Here is a 19,366-nt window from a genome sequence, read left to right on the forward strand (position 1 = left end):
CCCCGAAGGCCACCTTCGGGGACTCTAGCGCCACTTTCTCGGCCCTCGCGGTGTGTGCGGGCGGGGCTGCTGGTGCCCCGAAGGTGACCTTCGGGGCGCTCAGGTCCCCGAAAGCCACCTTCGGGGCACAGCGACCCGAGCCTGCTCGCAGCGCAGTGAACTCCCTAGAGCGGAAATCCCTAGAGCGGGCGGGAGTAGCGCACCAGGGGCAGGGGCGGGCTGCCGCCGACGGATTCGTCTTTCGCGGCGCCGTCGAAGTGCCAGCCGCGTGCTTCGTAGAACCGGCGCGCGGGCTCGTTGCCGTCGAGTACCCACAGGGCGGCGCGGTCCTGGCGGGATTCCCGGAGCGCGTCGACGGCGCGGTCGTGGAGTTTCGTGCCGATGCCGTGGCGCCAGTGCGCGGGGTGCAGGTAGATCGCGTACAGCTCACCGGTTCCCGGTGGCGTCCGGGTGTCCAGCGGTGGTCCCGCCGCGGCGAACCCGACCACGACTTCGTCGTGCGTGGCGACGAAAACGAGGTTCCCGTCGAGGATTCTGGCGCGCCAGATCGCTTGCAGTTCCGGCACCGAGAGACCGTCGAGGAAGCTTTTGGGCAGGAAGCCCGTGTAGGCCGCTTGCCAGGACAGGACATGGGTTTCCCCGATCGCGTCGGCGTCGGCCGGGGTGGCTGGCCTGATGGTCACCGGCGCAGTATGCCCGTTGACCGCGTGCCGTGGCAGGTAACGGGAAAGCGGGATGAGCGCCGTTCCGGCGAGGGCGCCGCACGTGCCGACGATCAGCCACGGCAGCCAGGATGCGACCGAAAACAGGCCGACGATGCCCGGTGCGGCCACCCCGGCGACGGTGAACGCGTATTGGAACGCCGCGAGGTACCGGCCTCGCAAGGGGCGTGGCGCGGCGGCTTCGGCGAGCGCGTTCGCTCTGGCGCCCATGAGGTTGGACGCGGCGATCAGCACCGTCGTGGCGAGCAAGAAAACCGGCCGCGATTCGGGCGGCACCCACACCGCGGCCGCGGAAGCGAGGCACCACAGAACGGCGAGCGCGGCGCCGTAGGCCATCGCCGTGGTGCGGGGAAGGCGGCGCGTCGCGCGCACCGCGAGCGTCGCGGCGAGGCAGCCGACGGCGGTCACCAGCGCCACCATCGCGCCGGGCAGCCAGGACGGCCCGCGCAGGGTTTCCAGCACGTACACCGGGATGCCGACGAGGAAGAAGTCGACCGCGAGCCCGAGTAGCGCGCCGACCACGATCAGTGCCAGATACGGCCGGTTCCGCAACACGTTCAGCGAGGCGTGCCCGCTGCGGTGGCAGAGGTGCGGCAACCGCAGCCGCGTGAGCAGGATCGCCCCGGCGGCGAGGAAGGTGACGCTGTCGGCCGCGACCGCGAGGCGGAAACCGGTCGGCCCCGCGCCGGCGAGGAGCGCGCCGACGCAGAGCCCGCCGAGCCCGAACGCCGCCGACCGCACCATGCCGGCGAGCGCGAACGTGTGATCCTTGGGGCCGGGGCCCGCGGTGTCACCGATCAACGCGAACAGCGAGCTGTAGAACGCTTGCTGCCCCGCGGCGAGCAGGATCGCGCCGAGCAGGACGAGCAACGGGCCGGTGGCGGCGAAATAGGCCATCGCCGCGGCGGCCTGAACAAACTGTGCGCAGATTACGACGGCCCTCGGGCCGAAACGGTCGACGAACCTTCCCGCGATCGGGGGAATCACGAGACCCGCGGTGGTACCGATGGTGATGATCGCGCCGGCTTCCCCGATCGGCAATCCGGCTATCCGGGTGGCGTAGACGACCGGCAGCGGCAGGAAAAGCCCGGAACCGAAGTTGTCGATGCCCAAGGCGAAGAGCAAGGCCGTCCGGTTGCGGCGCAAGGTGAGCTCCGAGGATCTGAGCTTCACGGCGCTGATGGTCAAGGCGAAGCCTTCCCGCTCGCGGCGAAAACATCCGGCGATGCACCACGGTGACACGAGACCGGTGCGAATGCGCCCGCTGTCCACCAGTCGGCGCAGAGACCGTTAATTCCTGCGCGGTAAGGGTTTCCTCTAACGGAGCAACATCGCGCCAGCGGTCCCGACAGGACTCTCGGCCGGCGCGGGCGAGCCACGTGGGCGCGATGACCGCGAACCCGCGGACCACGTCCACTCCGTGGGCATGCCGTCCCAATAACGGGTCGGGTGTCCTGCTTCGTATGCTGGGGTGGTGAACTGGACCGTGGACGTCCCCGTCGACACCCTGCCCGAACTGCCGCCGCTGCCGCCGGAGCTGCGGGACCGGCTCGATGCCGCGCTGGCGAAGCCCGCGGCCCAGCAACCGCCGTGGCCGGACGACGCGCTGACCCAGCGCGTGCGCGGTGTGCTCGAAAGCGTGCCGCCGATCACGGTGCCCGCCGAGATCGACCGCCTCAGCGAACGCCTCGCCATGGTCGCCCGTGGTGAGGCGTTCCTCTTGCAGGGCGGTGACTGCGCGGAGACCTTCGAATCCAACACCGAGCCGCACATCAGGGCGAACCTGCGCACCCTGCTGCAGATGGCCGTGGTGCTCACCTACGGCGCGAGCCTGCCGGTGGTGAAGGTCGGCCGGATCGCGGGCCAGTACGCCAAGCCGCGGTCCGCCGCGACGGACGCGCTCGGTCTTCCGGTGTACCGCGGCGACATCGTCAACTCGCTCGTCGCCAAGCCGGAGCTACGGGTACCGGATCCCGGCCGGATGATCCGCGCCTACGCGAACGCGGGCGCCGCGATGAACCTGGTGCGCGCGCTGACCGGGGCCGGGATGGCGGATCTGGCGCAGGTGCACGACTGGAACAAGGACTTCGTGCGCACCTCGCCCGCGGGCGAGCGGTACGAGGCCCTCGCCGCCGAGATCGACCGCGGCCTGCGGTTCATGTCGGCGTGCGGGGTCACCGACACCTCGTTGCACTCCACCGAGATCTTCGCGAGCCACGAGGCGCTGCTGCTCGACTACGAGCGCGCGCTGCTCAGGCTGGACAGCCGCGACAACGAGAACCCCAAGCTGTACAACCTCTCGTCGCACTTCCTGTGGATCGGGGAGCGGACGCGGCAGCTCGACGGCGCGCACATCGCCTTCGCCGAGTTGCTGTCCAACCCGATCGGCCTCAAGATCGGACCCACCACGACCCCGGACCAGGCCGTGGAATACGTCGAGCGCCTGGACCCGCGCGGCGAGCCGGGCAGGCTCACGCTGATCTCCAGGATGGGCAACGGGAAGGTGCGCGACGTGCTGCCCGCGATCGTGGAGAAGGTCGAGGCGTCCGGGCACCGGGTGATCTGGCAGTGCGACCCGATGCACGGCAACACGCACGAATCCTCCACCGGGTACAAGACACGGCACTTCGACCGGATCGTCGACGAGGTGCAGGGCTTCTTCGAGGTGCACCGCCAGCTCGGCAGCTACCCCGGCGGGATCCACATCGAACTCACCGGCGAGGACGTCACCGAATGCCTCGGTGGCGCGCAGGACATCTCGGACCTCGACCTGTCCGGCCGGTACGAGACGGCGTGCGATCCCCGCCTGAACACCCAGCAGTCGCTGGAGTTGGCCTTCCTGGTAGCCGAAATGTTGCGCGGCTAGCGGACACGCGAAGCGGCCCCGGCGGGATCTCCCCGCCGGGGCCGCTTTTCGTTGATCGGCGGGGATCTTCCGCCGAAGCGGGTTCTCGTGTGCCCCGAAAGTGACCTTCGGGGAACTCAGCGCCCCGAAGGTCACTTTCGGGGCATGGGGCCCCCGCCTCGGGTCAGAGGCGTTCTTGGAGTGCGTCGGCGGCGGCGAGCAGATCCGCCGCCCAGCGCGCGCCTGGCTTGCGCCCGATGCGTTCCACCGGACCGGAAACCGAGACGGCGGCCACCACGGTGCCCGAGGAATCCCGTACCGGCGCGGAAACGCTGGCGACGCCCGGCTCGCGTTCGGCCACGCTCTGCGCCCAGCCGCGGCGGCGGACTTCGAGCAGCGTCCGCTCGCCGTAGACCGCGTCGGACAGGATCGTGCGCTGGGTATGGGGATCCGACCACGCGGCGAGCACCTTGGCGCCGGAGCCGGCCGTCATCGGCAGCCGCGAGCCGATCGGCACGGTGTCGCGCAGGCCGCTCGGCGGTTCCGCGGTGGACACGCACACGCGCTGCACGCCGTCGCGGCGGTAGAGCTGCACGCTCTCCCCGGTGATGTCCCGCAGTTTGGGCAGTACCGAACCCGCCGCGTCGAGCAGCGGATCGGTGCTGCCGCCCGCGAGTTCGGCGAGCGCGGTGCCCGGCCGCCATCTGCCGTCGGGCCCGCGCCGCAGCAACCGGTGCACCTCGAGGCCGACGGCGAGGCGGTGCGCGGTGGCGCGGGGGAGGCCGGTCCTGGTGCACAGTTCCGCCAGCCCGCAGGGATCTTCGGCGACCGCCTGCAGGACGGCGACCGCCTTGTCCAGAACGCCGATACCGCTGTGCTGAGTCAAAGGGCTATGCTGTCCCACGAAGCGATACTAGCGTCTCGAAGTTTGGGATGTCCAGATTCTGGGAAAATCGGACCCGAGGCGCCCGCCGCGCGGTTCGCGCGGCGGGCGAGTTCCCCCGAGTTCCTTTGCTCCCAAGACCGAGTTCAGCAGACCTCACGGGACCTCATTGGGAGGAGCGAAAGATGACCGCCACCGGTGGCCGTACGTTGGCCGAGAAGGTGTGGGACGCGCACGCGGTGCGCCGAGGCGAAGGCGCCGAACCGGACCTGCTCTTCATCGACCTGCACCTGGTGCACGAAGTCACCAGCCCGCAGGCGTTCGACGGGCTGCGGCTCGCGGGCAGGCCGGTGCGCCGCCCGGATCTGACGATCGCGACCGAGGACCACAACGTGCCAACGGTGGACATCGAGCTCCCGATCGCCGACCCGGTTTCCCGTACCCAGGTGGACACCCTGCGCCGCAACTGCGACGAGTTCGGCGTCCGGCTCTACCCGATGGGCGACGCGGAACAGGGCATCGTGCACGTGATCGGGCCGCAGCTCGGCCTGACGCAGCCGGGGATGACCGTGGTGTGCGGCGACAGCCACACCTCGACGCACGGCGCGTTCGGCGCGATGGCGTTCGGCATCGGCACCTCCGAAGTGGAGCACGTGCTGGCCACCCAGACGCTGCCGCTCCGTCCATTCAAGACGATGTCGATCACGGTCGACGGGACACTTCGGCCAGGTGTCACGGCGAAGGACATCATCCTCGCGGTGATCGCGAAGATCGGCACCGGCGGCGGGCAGGGCTATGTGCTGGAGTACCGGGGAAGCGCGATCGAAGCGCTGTCGATGGAAGCCCGCATGACGGTGTGCAACATGTCGATCGAGGCGGGCGCCCGTGCGGGCATGATCGCCCCCGACGACGTCACGTTCGCCTACCTGGAAGGCCGTCCGCACGCGCCGAAGGGCGCGGACTGGGACGCCGCGGTGGCCGCGTGGCGCGAACTCCGCACCGACGACGACGCCGAGTTCGACGCCGAAGTCCACCTCGACGCCGACGAGCTGACGCCGTTCGTCACGTGGGGCACCAACCCGGGACAGGGCCTGCCGCTGGGCTCCTCGGTGCCGGACCCGGAGCGGATCCACGACGAGAACGAGCGTTTCGCCGCCGAGAAGGCCCTGTCCTATATGGACCTGAAGCCGGGCACGCCGCTGCGTGAGATCGCCGTGGACACCGTTTTCCTCGGCTCGTGCACGAACGGCCGGATCGAGGACCTCCGTGCCGCAGCGGACGTCCTGAAGGGCCACAAGGTGGCTTCCGGGGTCCGGATGCTCGTGGTGCCCGGCTCGATGCGGGTGCGCAAGGCCGCCGAAGCCGAAGGGCTGGACGAGGTCTTCACCGCGGCAGGCGCCGAATGGCGCCAGGCCGGCTGCTCGATGTGCCTCGGCATGAACCCGGACCAGCTGGCGCCGGGCGAGCGCAGCGCGTCGACCTCCAACCGCAACTTCGAAGGCAGGCAGGGCAAGGGCGGCCGGACCCACCTGGTTTCCCCGCTCGTCGCCGCCGCGACCGCCGTGCGCGGCACGCTTTCCTCGCCGGAAGACCTGCTCGCGGGCGCCACCAGCTGAGCGAACCGGCCCGAACCCGAACGGAGACCCACCATGGAACCCTTCAAGACCCACACCGGCATCGGAGTGCCCCTGCGCAGGTCCAACGTGGACACTGACCAGATCATCCCCGCCGTCTACCTCAAGCGCGTGACCCGCACCGGGTTCGAGGACGGCCTATTCGCCGCCTGGCGCGGAGACGAGCAGTTCGTGCTCAACTCCGACGCGTTCAAGCGGGGCTCGGTCCTGGTCGCTGGACCCGACTTCGGCACCGGATCCTCCCGCGAGCACGCCGTCTGGGCGCTGATGAACTACGGCTTCCGCGTCGTCATCTCGTCCCGCTTCGCCGACATCTTCCGGGGTAACTCGGGAAAGCAGGGCCTGCTGGCCGCCGAGTGCGAGCAGTCGGACGTTGAGCAGCTCTGGAAGGTGCTCGAGAACGACCCCGGCGCGGAGGTCTCGGTGGACCTCGAGGCGAAGACCGTACGGGCCAAGGACTTCACCGCGCCCTTCCGGATCGACGACTACACCCGCTGGCGGCTCCTCGAAGGGCTGGATGACATCGCTCTCACGTTGCGACACGCGGGGGACATCGACGAGTTCGAGTCGAAGCGCCCGTCCTGGCTGCCGGTGACCACCGGCTAGGGGCACCCGATCGGGTACGGATTCCCTGCTCAGCAAGGGAATCCGACCCGGTCGGCGGTCGGTCCGAACCGGCCTCGAACCGCGTCGTACAGCGCCGAAAAGGGGTCCCGAGGGGGTCCCTCAAGAGGCGGAACAGGGCTTCCGTCAAGGAAAACTTCCGCGCGCCGTTTGGAATTTGTGCTGCATTGGTAATACCGTGTGCGCAAGTCGGCCGACGTGGGCCGTGTAGAAGTAGTTCTTCTTGGAGGACTGGAATGGCCAACAAGGCCCAGCTGATCGAGGCGCTCTCCGAGCGTTTGGGCGACAAGAAGGTTGCGTCCGAAGCTGTCGACGGTCTCGTCGACATCATCATCCGTACGGTCAACAAGGGCGAGAAGGTGAACATCACCGGCTTCGGTGTGTTCGAGAAGCGCGCCCGCGCTGCCCGTACCGCTCGTAACCCGCGTACCGGTGAGACGGTGCGGGTGAAGAAGACCAACGTGCCCGCCTTCCGCGCGGGGACGACCTTCAAGGACGTGGTCAGCGGCACGAAGAAGCTGCCGAAGGCCACCGCCGTGAAGCGGGCGACCGCCACGAGCCGGGCCACCGGCACCGCGGCCCGCGCCACGACCACCCGCGCCGCGGGGACCAGGGCGACCGCCAGCCGTCCTACCGCAACCCGCAGCACGACGACGCGCACGCGCGCCACCACGACGCGCGCCACGACGTCCCGTGCCGCCGCGACGAAGGCGGCCCCGAAGGCCGCGGCGAAGCCCGCTGCCAAGACCGCCACCAAGGCGACGGCCGCGAAGGCGACCGCTGCCAAGAAGACCGCCACCAAGGCGGCTCCGAAGGCCGCGGCGAAGACCGCGACCAAGGCGACCGCGGCGAAGAAGACCACCGCCGCCGCCAAGAAGAAGAAGTAAGCTTCTCGAGAGCGACTTCTCGGCAGGGCCCCGCGCAGTGCGCGGGGCCCTGCCGCTCGTTCGGGGGTATGTTGTCGCCAACCAAGACCGTGGAGACGGACAGGGGGGAGCAGCGCCACACATGGCAGGCGATATCGAGATCCGCCTTCTGGGGCCGTTCAAGGTCATCGTGTCCGGCACCCCCGTCGTCATCACCAGCGCGCGCCAACGGGCGCTGCTGGCGACACTGGCGCTCGCCGCGGGCAGGCTCGTGTCGATCGACGCACTCGGCACGCGGGTGTGGGGAGAGCAGCTGCCGGAACGGGTTCGCGGCAGCCTGCACACCTACGTGATGCGGCTGCGGCGGTTGATCGGGGACCACGCGGTGGTCACCGAAGCGGAGGGCTACCGGCTCGACATCGACCCCGCGCGCGTGGACGTCCACCGCTTTCTCCGCGTTCTCGAAGAAGCCGCGGGGCAGCAGGCGTCCTCGGTGGAACGCGCGATGCTCGGCGAGGCATTGGCGTTGTGGGCGGGCACGCCATTGGAATCGGTGCCTTCGCCGGTACTGGCCGACGAATGGACGCCGTTGCTCGTGGAACGGTTTCTCGTCGCCGTCGAACGGCGAATCGATCTCGACACCGGGGTCGTCGCCGACGCCGATCTGGTGCGCGAGCTGACCGAGCTGACCGGCAGGCACCCGTTGCGGGAATCCCTGTGGGAGCGGCTGATCAGGGCGCTCGCGCGCGCGGGCCGCGGCACCGAGGCGCTCGCGCGGTACGCGAAGCTGCGAGAGCTGCTCCTCGACGAGCTCGGCGTGGAACCGGGTCCGCGGCTGCGCGGGCTCCACCTGGAATTGCTGACCAGCGACGAAGAACCGGCACGCGAGCCGATCCGGTCGCGCCCGCAGCAGCTCCCGTACGACATCCCGCGGTTCACCGGGCGGCAGGCCGAACTCGCCGAGCTGGACCGGTTTCTGGCCAACCACACCGGTGACTCCACCGCGATCGCGGTGATCGAAGGGACCGCGGGCGTCGGCAAGACCTCGCTCGCGGTGCACTGGGCGCACGCGGTGCGGGGCCGGTTCCCCGACGGGCAGCTCTTCCTCGACCTCCGCGGGCATTCCGACCGGATCCCGCTGCAGCCGGACGCGGCGCTGGGCACTCTGCTGCGCGCGGTCGGCGTGTCCGCCGACTCCATTCCCTCCACTGTGGAGGAACGCTCGGCGATGCTGCGCACGAGGCTGTCGCACACCAGGATGCTCCTGCTGCTCGACAACGCGCACGACGCGAGCCAGGTCCGCCCGCTGCTGCCGGGTTCCGGCAACCTCGTGGTGGTCACGACGAGGAGCCAGTTGCGCGGCCTGGTGGCGCGCGAGGGCGCGCACCGGCTGAGCCTGCACTCGTTCGACCGCACCGAGGCGAACGCGTTGCTGGCGAGCAGTGTTGGCCGCGGCAGGCTCGCCGCCGAACCCGACGCCGCCGCCGCGCTCACCGAGCTGTGCGGCAGGCTGCCGCTCGCGCTCGCCCTTGCCGGGGAACGGGTCTCGCGCTTCTCCGAGATGTCGATCTCGGCGGTGGTGGACGAACTGCGCGAGCAACGGCTCGACGTGCTCCGCGACCCGCACGACGACGGCACCGATCTCCGCGCCGCGTTCTCGTGGTCCTACAAGGCATTGCGGCCCGGCGCGGCGAAGATGTTCCGGCTGCTGGGGAACTACCCCGGGGTGGACATCGGGCCCGCCGCTGCGGCCGCGCTCTACGGCACCACGGTCACCGAAGCGCGCTCGCTGCTCGACCAGCTCGCCGCGGCGCACCTGTTGAACCAGCCGAGGCCGCGCCGCTACCAGTTCCACGATCTGCTGCGGGTCTACGCGGCGGAACTCGGCGAGCGCGGAGACGCGGCGCAGGATCGCCGCGAGGCGTTCGGCAGGCTCGCCGACTGGTACTTCGCGGTGGTCGCCGAAGCGACGAAGTGGGTGCGCGTCGATCTGGTGACCGAGGACATCGAGGTGCCGCCGATGCCGGAGCCGAAGGTCGAGTTCGCCGATCTTTCCGAAGCCGTCGCGTGGTACGCCGACGAGCGCGCGTCGCTCGTGGCGATGGTGGGCACGTTCGCCGATCTCGGCTGGGCAGCGCGGACCTGGCAGCTCGCCTGGCTGCTGCGCGGGTTCTTCGCACAGCGGCACGACCAGGACGACTGGATGGAGACCGCGCGGCTGGCCGTCGAAGTGACCGCGACGGGCAGCGATCCCTTGGCGCGCCAGTACGCGGCGATGAACCTCGGCACGGTGTACCTGGTGAGTTCGCGCATCGAGGACGGCATGCGCGCGCTCGACGACGGCCTGCGCGCTTCCGGTGAGATGGGCGGGAGCGCGCTCACGGCGGGGATACTGAGCAACATCGCGGGCGCCTACTACCTCCGCAAGGAATACGAACAGGCGCGGCTCTACGGCTGGCGCGCGCTGGACAGCGCGCGCCGTCGCGGGCAGGCGAACTACGTGGCGCACGCGTCGGTGAACCTCAGCGCGAGCTGCATCGGGCTGGGCAGGCACGAAGAGGCCGCGGGGCACGCACGGGTCGCGCACGAGGCGTTCAACGAGATGAACGACCTCTACCATTCGGCGCTCGCGCTCGGGAACCTCGCGGAAGCCTTGTACGGCACCGGTGATCTCGCCGCCGCGGAGGAGCACGGGCTGCGCTGCCTCGCGCGGATGCGGGACCTCGGCGCCGACTACGGCGCGGCGGACGTGCTCATCACGCTCGGCCGCGTGATGAGCACGTCCGGCAGATCCGGCGCCGCTCGCGCGTTCTGGCGCGAGGCGCTGGAAACGTGCCAGGCGCTGAAGGACCCGCGTGCGGCGGAAATCCAGGCGCTGCTCGACTCGCTTCCGGCGGATCCAGCGGATGCAACCCGCGCGGATGCGCCGCACCCCTAGACCGGCGCATCCGCGACGGAGCGGTTGCGGGGTCCAGTACACCAGCCTGGGCTGTCAGCCTGCTGTCATCAAATGAGCGGGCATCCCGGCAAATCGGGCGGGCACTGCACGGTCGGTAATGGATTACGCGCGGTCCGTTGAACCGTGTTCAACCACGGGCCGATTTCGGGGCGGGAAGCGCGCTCGGGAAGTACGTCGCCGCCACCAGACGGGCCCCGTCCGGGCCCGAGGCGGGCAGGAACGACAGCAGCCACACCGAGCCCTTCTTGCTCGCCACCGAACCGCCGTGCGCGGTCGGCAGCGTCACCCCGTCGCGGTCGGCGAGCGCGGCCACCACGTCCGGGATGACCCCGCCCTGGCTGGAGACGACCGGCACCCCGCCCTTGCCGACGATCAGCAGCAGCCTGGCCAGCCCCGCCGACGGATCCTGCCAGTACCCCTCTTCGGACAGCAGCGGCTCGTGCTCGATCTCGGTGCCGAGATCGTCCGCGACGCCCTGGACCGTCTGCACGCACCGCAGCCTCGGCGCCGAGTACACGAGGTCCGGTCCGAACGCCTTCGCCAGCTCGCGCACGCCGGCGGCCTGCCGCAGCCCGGCGTCCGACAGCGGGCGGAGATCGTCGTCGCCGCGCCACTCGTCGCGCTTGCCCGCCTTCGCGTGCCGCACCAGCAGCAGCGTGGTCAGCTCGGGCGGCAGGGTGCCGAAGGTGCGCAGGACGTCGATGTCGGTCGCGCGCGTCAGCACGGTTTCCGCCTGCTCCGGCGAAAGCCAGCGCAGCGCGTCGACCTCTTCGTTCAGTTCGAACTCGCCGCCGCGCGCCTCGGCGCTGAAGTAGTCGACGACCTTCGGCGCGGTCTTGCCGTCCTTCGCGGGCACCTCGTAGCGCACCGCGCCGAGGTGGCGGCCGAGCACCGCGTCGAACCCGGTCTCTTCCTTGACTTCGCGCACGGCGGCCGTCGGCACCGTTTCGCCGTCGTCGAGCTTGCCCTTGGGCAGGGACCAGTCGTCGTACCGCGGCCGGTGCACCACCGCCACTTCGACGTCCCCGGTCTCCCGCCGCCGCCACAGCACGGCACCGGACGCGTGGATTTCGGGATGGCTCATCCGGTCGCACCGTGCTTCTCGATGAGTTCGGCCTGATGGTCGCGCACCTTGGAACCGTCGGACGGCGACGGCGCCCATTCGCCGGTGGAGGTCAGCACCCAGCACCGGGTCACCGGGTCGAGCGCGGAGTCCAGCACGTGGTCGAGCTGCGCGGTCAGCTTCGGGTCCTTCACGCGCACCATCGCCTCGATTCTGCGGTCGAGGTTGCGGTGCATCATGTCGGCGCTGCCGATCCAGTACGAGCCGCCGCCCGCGAAGTGGAAGATCCGCGAGTGCTCCAGGAAGCGCCCGAGTATCGAGCGCACCACGATGTTCTCGCTCAGCCCCGGCACGCCCGGTTTCAGCGCGCAGATCCCGCGCACCACGACCTCGACTGGCACGCCCGCCATCGACGCGTGGTAGAGCGCGTCGATGATCTGCTCGTCGACGAGCGAATTGCACTTGAGCCGGATCCCCGCAGGGCGCCCCGCCTTCGCGTGCTCGATCTCTTCGGCGACCATGCCGAGGATTCCGCGGCGGATCCCGTGCGGCGAAGTGAGGATGTTGCGGTAGGCGTCCTGGCGCGAATAACCGGTGAGCACGTTGAACAGATCGGTCAGGTCCGCGCCGATCGTCGGGTCCGCGGTGAGCAGGCCGACATCCTCGTACAGGCGCGCGGTCTTCGGGTTGTAGTTGCCCGTGCCGATGTGGCAGTAGCGCCGGATCGTCGAACCCTCCTGGCGCACCACCATGCACACCTTGCAGTGCGTCTTCAACCCGACGAGGCCGTAGACGACGTGCACGCCAGCGCGTTCCAGCGTCCGCGCCCAGGTGATGTTGGCCTGCTCGTCGAAGCGCGCCTTGATCTCGACGAGCGCGACGACCTGCTTGCCCGCTTCCGCCGCGTCGATCAGCGCGTCCACGATGGGCGAGTCGCCGGAGGTGCGGTACAGCGTCTGCTTGATCGCCAGCACCTTGTCGTCGTGCGCGGCCTGCTCGATGAACCGCTGCACGCTCGTGGAGAACGAGTCGTACGGGTGGTGCACCAGCACGTCGCCGCCGTCGCGCAGCGTGCCGAACACGCTCTTCGGCGTTTCCCGTTCGCCGAACGCCGGGTGGGTCGCGGGCACGAACGACGGGTACTTCAGCTCCTTGCGGTCCACACTGGACAGCTGCATGAGGCAGGTGAGGTCCAGCAGGCCCGGCACCTCGACCACGTCGTGCGGATCCACCTCCAGCTCGCGCAGCAGCAGTTCCAGCATGTGCTCGCTCATGTCCTGCGCGACTTCGAGCCGCACCGGCGGGCCGAACCTGCGCTGCGCCAGTTCGCGTTCGAGCGCTTGCAGGAGGTCCTCGTCGCGGTCCTCTTCGACCTCGAAGTCGGCGTTCCTGGTCACCCGGAACACGTGGTGCTCGGTGACCTCCATCCCGGTGAACAGCTCGCCGAGGTGCGCCGAGATCAGGTCCTCCAGCGGCAGGAAGGTCGCTTCGCGCGCGCCGCGCTGCTGCTCGATGCGGATGAGCCTCGGCACGTTGTTGGGCACCTTGACCCTGGCGAACCGCTCGGTGCCCGCGTCCGGGTCCCGCACCGTGACGGCGAGGTTGAGCGAGAGGCCGGAGATGTAGGGGAACGGGTGCGCCGGGTCGACCGCGAGCGGGGTCAGCACCGGGAAGATCTGGTCGCTGAAGTAGTTCGACAGGCGCAGGCGCTCACCGTCGTCGAGGTCGGTCCAGCTGACGATCCGGATGTCCTCGTCGGCCATGGCGTTGCGGAGCCCGCCTTCGAACGCCTCGGTGTGCCGCTCCACCAGGTCCTGGTTGCGCTTGGCGATGTAGGCCAGCTGCTCGCGCGGGGTCATCCCGTCGGCGCTGCGCACGGAGAGCCCGGTCTCGTCGCGGCGTTTGAGCCCCGCCACCCGCACCATGTAGAACTCGTCCAAATTGGACGCGAAGATGGCGAGGAACTTGGCCCGCTCGAGCAGGGGGAGCGAGGTGTCCTCGGCGAGGGCGAGCACGCGCGCGTTGAAGTCCTGCCACGACAGCTCCCGGTTGAAGTACCGGTCGTCGGGCAGGTCGGTCATCGGCGCGACCGTCGCGGGGGTGACCGCGGGCGGTGCGGACGGGACCGCGTGGATCTCCTGGACGCGGCCCACTTCCGTCGCTCGCCCGCCCGGAACGTCGCGTTGCCTGACCGGTGGGGGGTTCGCGCTCTGCTCGTCGTTCACAGTGGGCATTGTTCCGTACTCGGCGCCCGGATGCCCGTACCGAGATTCGACGGGTCGGTGAACTTCCTAACTGAGCAGGCACAGCTCGCCGACCACGGCCGCGGTGCGCGGGCCGAGGCCGAGGTTCCGCGCGAGCGCGAGATCGTCCGCGGTGTCCACGTCGCTGCGCAGCGAGGGCGCCGTCACGCCCAGCGCGACGGCGCCGGAAGCCACGTGCGCGCTCGCGGATCCTTCGCCGAACCGCGGTTCGAGCTCGCCGCCGGCCGAGGACAGCAGCAGCGTCGTGCCGGTGCCCTGGCGGTCCGCGGTGAACGCGCGCCTGCCGTCGGCCTCCGCGATGGCGGCGTCGAGATCGTCGGAGAGCAGGGACGGCAGGTCGGCCTGGAGCGCGCCGATCACCGCGTGAGGATCGTCACGCCGCAGCGCCTGCGCGCCCTGGCGCAGCGCCGCGTTGAGCCCGCGTGGTCCGTTTTCGGCCACGATCTCCACGCCGAGCGCACGCAGGGCGACGACCGCGGCCGGGTCCGAAGCCACCACCAGCACCCGCCGCACGCGCGCGCTCGCGGTCGCCGCGGCGAGCGTGTCCTCGGCGAGCGCCAGCACCAGCGCCTCGTGGTCACCGTCTCCCGACGGGTAGCCGAGGCCGCCGCGCAGCCGGGACTTGCCCGCGCGCGGAGGTTTGAGAGGGACGACGAGGTCCACGTCAGCTGCCACGTCACCCATCTTCCCCAAAACGTGGCCTTCGCGCCGCCAGGCCACCCTTCCTTTACCCTCGCCGGGGCACAAGGGCAGGATCAACGGGATCGGCACGAGCCGGGGAAAACCGAGGAGGAGTCTTGGCGAGGCGTGAGAAGGGCGGGTTCTGGGTCGGCGCCGCCGCGGCACTGTTCTATCCGGCAACCGCGATCGGCAAACGTGTCTACCGGAACAAGGAGCGCATCCCCCGGCAGGGGCCCGCGCTGCTGGTGCTGAACCACGTGTCGCATATGGATCCCGCCGTGGACGCGGTGTTCGTGCACCGGCAGAAGCGGGTGCCGAGGTTCCTCGCCAAGGAGAGCGTCGCCACCGCGCCGATCTTCGGCAAGATCTTCCTCGGCTCGGGCGGTATCCCGGTGTACCGGGGTTCGGCGAGCGCGGGCGACAGCCTCCGCGCGGCGCACCAGGCCCTGCGCGAGGGCAAGATCGTGGTGATCTACCCCGAGGGCACCATCACGAAGGACCCCGACGGCTGGCCGATGCGCTCGTTCACCGGCGCCGCGCGCCTCGCGCTGGAGAACGACGTTCCGGTCATCCCGATCGCGCGGTGGGGAACCAACGAGATCTTCAACGGCTACACCAAGAAGTTCCGGCCGTTCCCGCGCAAGACGGTCACGCACCTGGTCGGCGAGCCGATCGACCTGTCGGAGTTCCGGAACGGGAACACGCGCAGCGCGTCCGGGCTGCGGAAGGTCACCGACGTGATGATGGGCGAGATCGTGGCGCTGCTCGCGGAGATCCGGGGCGAGCAGCCGCCCGCCGGGGTCGGGGAAAGCTCGGAGAAGGCCGATTCCGACGACGTGGACCTCGGCAAGGCGGACGAGAGCTGATGGCGGTCGACGTCCAGCGCGTCACCGTGCTCGGCGCCGGGTCGTGGGGCACCGCGTTCGCGAAGGTGCTCGCGGACGCGGGCCGCGACGTCACGATGTGGGCCAGGCGAGCCGAGATCGCCGCCGAGATCGCCGCGGAGCACACCAACGGCGGGTACCTGCCCGGCGTCGGCCTGCCGCCCGGTCTCACCGCGACCTCCGATCCGGCCGAGGCGCTGGACGGTGCCGAGGCCGTGGTGCTGGCGGTGCCCTCGCAGAGCCTGCGCGCGAACTTGACGTCGTGGAAGGGACTCCTGCCGTCGTCGGCGATCCTGGTGTCGCTGGCGAAGGGGGTCGAACTCGGCACGCTCAAGCGCATGAGCGAGGTCATTTCGGAGATCTCCGGCGTGCCCGACGGTGACGTGGTCGTGGTCTCCGGGCCCAACCTGGCCAAGGAGATCGCGCACGAGCAGCCCGCCGCCGCGGTGCTCGCCTGCGCCGACCACGACCGCGCCGTCGCCGTGCAGAAAGCGAGCTTCACCCCGTACTTCCGGCCCTACACCAACACCGACGTCGTCGGCGTCGAGCTGGGCGGGGCGTGCAAGAACGTCATCGCGTTGTCGTGCGGGATGGCGGCGGGGATGGGGTTCGGCACCAACACGATGGCGACTTTGATCACGCGCGGGCTCGCCGAAATGGCGCGGCTCGGCGCGAAACTCGGCGCCGACCCGCTGACGTTCGCGGGACTGGCCGGGCTCGGCGACCTGGTGGCCACCTGCTCGTCACCGCTTTCGCGCAACCGGTCCTTCGGGGAACGGCTCGGGCGCGGCGACACCCTCGAAGAGGCGCAGCGCGCCGCCGGGGGACAGGTCGCGGAGGGCGTCATGTCGTGCTCGTCCATCCGCGAGCTCGCTTCGTCGTTCGGCGTCGACATGCCGATCACCGACGCGATGCACCGCGTCTGCCACGAGGCCGTCGACCCGCGCCAGGTGGGCGCCGAACTCCTTGGCCGCGAACAAAAACACGAGTGGTCCTAGCCGCGATTCTCGCAACTCGCGGGCGGGGCGAACTGCCGTGAAGGCCACCTTGACGGCACTCACTGCCGGCACTCACTGCCGTCAAGGTGGCCTTCACGGCATGCTGCCTCACCGGATTCCTAGCGGGCGACGGGGCCGGTGAGGGGATCGAGGTCGTAGGTCCGCATTTCGCGCCCGCCTCGGTAGACGTGCACGGAGATCGCCGGGTCCGGCCCGTCGTTGCGCACCTGGTGCACGTAACCGGGCCCGAACACCCGCGACTGGCCCGCGGTCAGCGAATGGACCTCGGTGACCACCCTGCCGTCCGGGGCGCGCCTGCCGACCGTTTCCGTCAGCAGGCCGCTGACCACCGTGAACGCGCCGGAGGAGTGGGCGTGGTCGTGCAGGTCGGTGTGCTGGCCCGGCAGCCAGCTCATGAGCCAGATCTCCTGCTCCCCGTCCGAGGAGACGAGTGCGGAGAACCGCTCGTCGGGGTCGTAGCGGAGCAGGCCGCGCCAGCGGTCGCGGTCGGCGGCGAATTCGAGCGCGACCCGGACCGGGTGGCGCAGGGCGGGGTTTTCGGTGGTGACAAGCGTGTTGTCGGGAACGGCGAACATGCGATGTCCTCGTGAAGGAGAAGGGTCGACGGGCCGGGGCTGGGGTTCACCGACAACAGCGACAGGACGCGCACGAAACCGGGCGGGAGGACCCCCGCCGCACGGTCACCTGGTGCGCGAACATGCGACAAGCAGACCAGCCGAAGCCTGCCAGGTCAACCCGTCCCAGCCCGTGAGCGGGATACGAGTACTGCGCGAGCACGAATCCTCACCTTTCGTGAGCGGACAAGGAGTCCACAGTGCACTGTCGATCAAGGCACGGCTGCTGAGGGACCGTCCTGAGTGGGCAGCCCGGCCGCCTTCCACGCGCGGTAGCCGCCGTCGAGATCGGTGGCGCCGGCCAGGCCGAGCCGCTTGAGATCCGCGGCCGCGAGGCTGGAGGCGTAGCCCTCGTTGCACATCACGACGACGCGCAGATCGGGCCGGACTTCGGGGAGCCGGTGCGCGCTCGCCGGATCGAGCCGCCATTCGAGGTGGATGCGCTCCACCACGACCGAGCCGGGGATTTCCCCTTCCGCGGCGCGATTCGCCTCCGGCCTGATGTCGACGATCAGCGCGCCGTCGTCCTGCAGTGCCTTCGCCGCCGCGGGCCCCACTCTGTCCAAAGTGGACCGAGCAGAGTCCAGGAACTCGTTGATACTCACGGCCGCACGATAGCGGGCAGCGGCGGGATCTCCGACGGCACGTCGCGCAGGCTCTCGTAGTCGCGGGTCGGCACCAGCGGCGGGGAGTAGGCGTGCACGCTCGCCGCCGGTCCGCTGCCCGCGCCGGTCACCTGATGCGCGCGGCCCGCGCCGAACCCGAGCCCGTCGCCCGCGGTGTGGTGCCGGTCGCGGATCGGGCCGCCGGGGTAGCGGTACTGCTCGTCCAGTTCGCCGAGCAGCACGGTGAACGAGCCCGAAGCGCCGCCGTGGTCGTGCGGTTTCGTGTGCTGGCCGGGTAGCCACGACAGCAGCCACAGCTCGACGCCGTCGGTCAGCCCGAGCCGCGCCCACCACCGCTGCTCCTCGTCGTAGCGGACGAGGCCGTGCAGTTCGGGGGCGAGGTCGGCGGCGACCGTCTTGGTCAGGTCGACGAGTTCGCGCGGTGTCCACAGGAGCCGCTCGGGGTGCAGGAGCCCGGCGAGCGCGGACTCCGTGACCTGGGGGTGGACTTCCAGATCGGGGCGGGCGATGGACTGGGTCATGACGGGTCTCCTCTGCGACGCGGGTGGTGTCGGGCACACGACGCGACGCGGCCGCGATACCCGCGGCGAGCGGGCACGGCGAAGAAGGCTCAGCGGCCGGGTCGCGTGGTGGTACACCCGCAGGAGGCGACGAGGAGGAGATCGATGGTGCGGTCACGCCAGAGCTCGCGCCCGAATACGGGCGCCTGCAGCAGCGGTGACCTGATCACGATCGCGATCGTGCCATACGCGCGGCCGCGGCGGTGTCCCGTCTCACGTCCTGGTATCCGCGACACGGGGGTGCCGCCGAGACATGATCAACTTCGGTGGCCACAATGGGTTCGTGAGCGAGCCGACGCAGACCGACAACCTTGACGATCTCGTGGTGCGGATGGCCGGTGTCGGCGTCCGCCGCGGGCGCAACGAGCTTCTCGCCGGCCTCGACTGGGCCGTCGAACTGGACGAGCGCTGGGTGGTGCTCGGCCCGAACGGCGCGGGCAAGACCACGCTGCTGCGCCTCGCCGCGGCCGAGCTGCACCCGACCACCGGCACGGTCGACCTGCTCGGTGAACGCCTCGGCCGGGTCGACATCTTCGAGCTCCGTCCCCGCATCGGGTTCACCTCGGCCGCGCTGGCCGCCAGGGTCCCCGCCGAGGAGATCGTCCGCGACGTCGTGGTGAGCGCCGGTTACGCGGTGCTCGGGCGCTGGCGCGAGGTCTACGACACGCTCGACACCGAGCGCGCGGCCGAACTGCTGGGCGCGCTGGGCATCGCCCACCTCGCCGAGCGGACCTTCGGCACGCTGAGCGAGGGCGAGCGCAAGCGCGCGCTCATCGCCCGCTCGCTGATGACCGACCCGGAGATGCTGCTGCTCGACGAGCCCGCCGCCGGTCTTGACCTCGGCGGCCGCGAAGACCTCGTCGCCAGGCTGTCCACGCTCGCGCTCGACCCGGACGCCCCGGCGATGGTCCTGGTGACGCACCACGTCGAGGAGATCCCGCCGGGGTTCACGCACGCGCTGCTGCTGCGCGACGGAAGTGCGGTCGTCTCCGGTCTGATCGACGATGTGCTGACGGCGGAGAACCTGTCGAAGACCTTCGACCAGGACCTGATGCTCGAACGCTCCGGCGACCGGTTCTTCGCCCGCCGAAGGTGATCTCGGCTACCGCCCGGTAGCCTGCG

General features: G+C 70.3%; 16 protein-coding genes. 8 read left to right on the forward strand and 8 right to left on the reverse strand.

Features of this window, described 5'->3' with window-relative positions:
* Nucleotides 1–179: 179 nt before the first annotated feature.
* Complete coding sequence (locus HUW46_RS33355) at nt 180–1,895, reverse strand: MFS transporter (protein ID WP_215542724.1); 1,716 nt, start codon at nt 1,893–1,895, stop codon at nt 180–182.
* Nucleotides 1,896–2,196: 301 nt separating this feature from the next.
* Here HUW46_RS33355 and HUW46_RS33360 point away from each other — a divergent pair, with 301 nt between their 5' ends.
* Complete coding sequence (locus tag HUW46_RS33360; protein WP_215542725.1) at nt 2,197–3,588, forward strand: class II 3-deoxy-7-phosphoheptulonate synthase; 1,392 nt, start codon at nt 2,197–2,199, stop codon at nt 3,586–3,588.
* A gap of 163 nt (nt 3,589–3,751) precedes the next feature.
* Here the strand turns inward: HUW46_RS33360 and HUW46_RS33365 are convergent, their stop codons facing one another.
* On the reverse strand, nt 3,752–4,453 hold the full coding sequence (locus tag HUW46_RS33365; RefSeq protein WP_215542726.1) for an IclR family transcriptional regulator: 702 nt from the start codon (nt 4,451–4,453) through the stop codon (nt 3,752–3,754).
* 182 nt (nt 4,454–4,635) lie between these two features.
* Between HUW46_RS33365 and leuC the strand changes: the two genes are divergently transcribed.
* The 4 genes from leuC to HUW46_RS33385 all read left to right on the forward strand — a co-directional run bounded on the left by leuC (nt 4,636) and on the right by HUW46_RS33385 (nt 10,512).
* Nucleotides 4,636–6,066 carry a 3-isopropylmalate dehydratase large subunit gene (gene leuC / locus HUW46_RS33370; RefSeq protein WP_215542727.1) on the forward strand — a complete coding sequence of 477 codons (1,431 nt, stop codon included), beginning with the start codon at nt 4,636–4,638 and terminating at the stop codon, nt 6,064–6,066.
* 33 nt (nt 6,067–6,099) lie between these two features.
* Nucleotides 6,100–6,690 carry a 3-isopropylmalate dehydratase small subunit gene (gene leuD, locus HUW46_RS33375; RefSeq protein WP_215542728.1) on the forward strand — a complete coding sequence of 197 codons (591 nt, stop codon included), beginning with the start codon at nt 6,100–6,102 and terminating at the stop codon, nt 6,688–6,690.
* A 254-nt stretch (nt 6,691–6,944) separates the two neighbouring features.
* Nucleotides 6,945–7,595, forward strand: coding sequence for an HU family DNA-binding protein (locus HUW46_RS33380; protein WP_215542729.1), 651 nt, complete (start codon nt 6,945–6,947; stop codon nt 7,593–7,595).
* Nucleotides 7,596–7,716: 121 nt separating this feature from the next.
* Nucleotides 7,717–10,512 (forward strand): AfsR/SARP family transcriptional regulator, encoded by a 2,796-nt coding sequence (locus HUW46_RS33385; RefSeq protein WP_215542730.1) that lies wholly within the window; start codon nt 7,717–7,719, stop codon nt 10,510–10,512.
* Nucleotides 10,513–10,660: 148 nt separating this feature from the next.
* Here HUW46_RS33385 and HUW46_RS33390 read toward each other — a convergent pair whose 3' ends face one another.
* From HUW46_RS33390 to cofC, 3 genes are all read right to left on the reverse strand, one after another.
* Complete coding sequence (locus HUW46_RS33390) at nt 10,661–11,617, reverse strand: NUDIX hydrolase (protein WP_215542731.1); 957 nt, start codon at nt 11,615–11,617, stop codon at nt 10,661–10,663.
* Nucleotides 11,614–13,821: an RNA degradosome polyphosphate kinase gene (locus HUW46_RS33395; protein ID WP_442860867.1), complete on the reverse strand. Its 2,208-nt coding sequence runs from the start codon at nt 13,819–13,821 to the stop codon at nt 11,614–11,616. Before HUW46_RS33395 ends, HUW46_RS33390 begins: the two co-directional genes overlap by 4 nt.
* A gap of 66 nt (nt 13,822–13,887) precedes the next feature.
* Nucleotides 13,888–14,535: a 2-phospho-L-lactate guanylyltransferase gene (cofC, locus tag HUW46_RS33400; RefSeq protein ID WP_331477164.1), complete on the reverse strand. Its 648-nt coding sequence runs from the start codon at nt 14,533–14,535 to the stop codon at nt 13,888–13,890.
* A 122-nt stretch (nt 14,536–14,657) separates the two neighbouring features.
* On the opposite strand from cofC, the gene HUW46_RS33405 reads away from it, so the two are divergent.
* Nucleotides 14,658–15,407 (forward strand): lysophospholipid acyltransferase family protein, encoded by a 750-nt coding sequence (locus tag HUW46_RS33405; RefSeq protein ID WP_215542734.1) that lies wholly within the window; start codon nt 14,658–14,660, stop codon nt 15,405–15,407.
* A complete protein-coding gene (locus HUW46_RS33410; protein WP_215542735.1) occupies nt 15,407–16,423 on the forward strand; it encodes an NAD(P)H-dependent glycerol-3-phosphate dehydrogenase in 1,017 nt (338 codons plus the stop codon). Before HUW46_RS33405 ends, HUW46_RS33410 begins: the two co-directional genes overlap by 1 nt.
* A gap of 119 nt (nt 16,424–16,542) precedes the next feature.
* Here HUW46_RS33410 and HUW46_RS33415 read toward each other — a convergent pair whose 3' ends face one another.
* The 3 genes from HUW46_RS33415 to HUW46_RS33425 all read right to left on the reverse strand — a co-directional run bounded on the left by HUW46_RS33415 (nt 16,543) and on the right by HUW46_RS33425 (nt 18,205).
* On the reverse strand, nt 16,543–17,019 hold the full coding sequence (locus tag HUW46_RS33415) for a cysteine dioxygenase (RefSeq protein WP_215542736.1): 477 nt from the start codon (nt 17,017–17,019) through the stop codon (nt 16,543–16,545).
* A 251-nt stretch (nt 17,020–17,270) separates the two neighbouring features.
* The gene (locus HUW46_RS33420) at nt 17,271–17,663 is read right to left on the reverse strand and encodes a rhodanese-like domain-containing protein (protein WP_215542737.1); all 393 of its coding nucleotides are present in this window, start codon (nt 17,661–17,663) and stop codon (nt 17,271–17,273) included.
* On the reverse strand, nt 17,660–18,205 hold the full coding sequence (locus HUW46_RS33425) for a cysteine dioxygenase (RefSeq protein WP_215542738.1): 546 nt from the start codon (nt 18,203–18,205) through the stop codon (nt 17,660–17,662). The genes HUW46_RS33420 and HUW46_RS33425 overlap by 4 nt, the downstream gene beginning before the upstream one ends.
* 322 nt (nt 18,206–18,527) lie before the next feature.
* On the opposite strand from HUW46_RS33425, the gene HUW46_RS33430 reads away from it, so the two are divergent.
* Entirely contained in the window at nt 18,528–19,340 is an 813-nt protein-coding gene (locus tag HUW46_RS33430) for an ABC transporter ATP-binding protein (protein ID WP_215542739.1), read from the forward strand.
* Nucleotides 19,341–19,366: the final 26 nt, after the last annotated feature.

Source organism: Amycolatopsis sp. CA-230715 (assembly GCF_018736145.1).
GTDB lineage: Bacteria > Actinomycetota > Actinomycetes > Mycobacteriales > Pseudonocardiaceae > Amycolatopsis.

Excerpts from the sequence above, each read along its gene's own strand:
- leuC (WP_215542727.1), top strand. The coding sequence starts at position 4,636 with ATGACCGCCACCGGTGGCCGTACGTTGGCCGAGAAGGTGTGGGACGCG.
- HUW46_RS33380 (WP_215542729.1), top strand. The coding sequence starts at position 6,945 with ATGGCCAACAAGGCCCAGCTGATCGAGGCGCTCTCCGAGCGTTTGGGC.
- HUW46_RS33385 (WP_215542730.1), top strand. The coding sequence starts at position 7,717 with ATGGCAGGCGATATCGAGATCCGCCTTCTGGGGCCGTTCAAGGTCATC.
- HUW46_RS33410 (WP_215542735.1), top strand. The coding sequence starts at position 15,407 with ATGGCGGTCGACGTCCAGCGCGTCACCGTGCTCGGCGCCGGGTCGTGG.
- HUW46_RS33390 (WP_215542731.1), bottom strand. The coding sequence starts at position 11,617 with ATGAGCCATCCCGAAATCCACGCGTCCGGTGCCGTGCTGTGGCGGCGG.
- HUW46_RS33415 (WP_215542736.1), bottom strand. The coding sequence starts at position 17,019 with ATGTTCGCCGTTCCCGACAACACGCTTGTCACCACCGAAAACCCCGCC.
- leuD (WP_215542728.1), top strand. The coding sequence starts at position 6,100 with ATGGAACCCTTCAAGACCCACACCGGCATCGGAGTGCCCCTGCGCAGG.
- HUW46_RS33425 (WP_215542738.1), bottom strand. The coding sequence starts at position 18,205 with ATGACCCAGTCCATCGCCCGCCCCGATCTGGAAGTCCACCCCCAGGTC.